The 1,786-nt window shown below is 41.8% G+C and carries 2 protein-coding genes; one reads left to right on the plus strand and one right to left on the minus strand.

Annotated elements, in window-relative coordinates:
- Nucleotides 1–340: 340 nt before the first annotated feature.
- The gene (locus F6K37_RS40780) at nucleotides 341–1,189 is read right to left on the minus strand and encodes an alpha/beta fold hydrolase (RefSeq protein ID WP_287256997.1); all 849 of its coding nucleotides are present in this window, start codon (nucleotides 1,187–1,189) and stop codon (nucleotides 341–343) included.
- Between the two features lie 230 nt (nucleotides 1,190–1,419).
- Here F6K37_RS40780 and F6K37_RS40785 point away from each other — a divergent pair.
- On the plus strand, nucleotides 1,420–1,786 hold a 367-nt coding region (locus F6K37_RS40785; RefSeq protein WP_287256998.1), incomplete at its 3' end, for an acyl-CoA thioesterase.

Genomic DNA, 1,786 nt, shown 5'->3' on the forward strand with positions numbered 1-1,786 from the left:
AGAATTGAGAATTGAGAATTGAGAATTGAGAATTGAGAATTGAGAATTGAGAATTGAGAATTGAGAATTGAGAATTGAGAATTGAGAATTGAGAATTGAGAATTGAGAATTGAGAATTGAGAATTGAGAATTGTAAGCTATCAGCTATCAGCTATCAGCTTTCAGCTTTCAATTAAGAATTAATAATTGTCATAATATGCGCTACGGGCAGGCTACGCCAACAGCTATCAGCTTTGAATTAATTCTAAATTCTACATTTTAAATTATAAATTATTAATTCTACATTTTAAATTATAAATTATTAATTCTGCATTCTAAATTCTAAATTCTACATTCTACATCACCTCACAACTTGGGGATTATTGCTAATCCAGCTGTCGATATCTTTTAACACCTGATCCGGAATTTCCCAAGGAAACAAGTGAGCAGTATTGTCATAGCATTGCCATTGGCTATCTTTAAGATGTTTAGCGGTTTCTCGACTTGATGCTGCGGTAATATGGCGATCAGCAGCTCCTGCTAAGACCAGGGAGGGACATTCAATCTGGTTTAAGTCTGGCAAACGGTTATACCCAGCCCTAATGGCAGTGTTGAGTGCTTGTGTAGCGGCTTGGGAGGTCTGTAAATAGGCTGATATGGCGTGGTTGGCAATATACTGGTAGGCGCTGGTAGTGTGTTGTTGGATCAGGTACCGAAAAAGCGATCGCTTACCAAATGTGTCAATATTCCACTGCCATCCTGGTTGTAACCAATTTAAGGCAGAAGCGATCCCGGTATAGAGATTATCCTGCCAACTAATGGGGGGATGATTACCCCAGGGTCGAGCGGCTGTGGCGATTAAAATTAAACCTGTGACTCTCTGAGGTAGCGTCAGAGCAAGCTCCATGGCTAAAATTCCCCCTAAAGACCAACCTAGTATCAAACAGCGGTCAATGTGGTAGTAGTCGAGCAGGGATTCCAAGTCAATCAAGTGGTCGGTCATCTGAAAATCCCGATCAGCTGGACTTCTACCATATCCTCGCAAATCAGGGCTGATAGTCCAGAACCTCTGGGATAGATGTTGGGTAAAAACCGAAACGCACTGACTTGAGCCGGGATGACCGTGAAGGCAGAGAATTGGGAATCCTGACCCCTGGAGGTCAGTGTTGAGATATACTGCTGCTTGGTAGTTTTTTTTAATCCCATTCATGTTAATTGTTAATTGTTAGTTGTGTAAGCATTCAGCCGTCAGCCGTCAGCCGTCAGCTTATTTTATTCAATAGCACCTCAAGGAGGTTACGCTATGGGCAGAAACTTTGTAAGCATTCAGCTGATAGCTGTTCGCGTAGCGTGCGCGTAGCGAATTAGCTGTTCGCGTAGCGTGCGCATTAGCTGATAGCTGATAGCTGATAGCTGATAGCTGATAACTGAAATGGTATGATCTCTTTTACTTATAATCGCACTGTTCGGTTTTCAGATACCGATGCCGCTGGTGTGGTCTATTTTGCTAATGTTTTATCTATCTGCCATGAAGCCTATGAAGCCTCTCTAGATGCATCGGGCATTAATCTTAAGTCTTTTTTCACTAAGGCAGCTGTGGCAATTCCGATTGTTCATGCCAGTGTGGACTTTTTGGGTCCTATGTTTTGTGGGGATCCACTGCTAATTCATGTGATGCCTGAGCAGTTGAATGAAAGTAAGTTTGAAATTGCTTATCAGGTTGTTAAAGCTTCGTCATCGCAACAGTTACTGGCTAAGGCAATTACCAAGCACGTTTGTATTGATACAATGACTAGAACTAAAATTC

The sequence above is a fragment of the Moorena sp. SIO4E2 genome, assembly GCF_010671945.1.
Taxonomy (GTDB): Bacteria; Cyanobacteriota; Cyanobacteriia; order Cyanobacteriales; family Coleofasciculaceae; genus Moorena; species Moorena producens.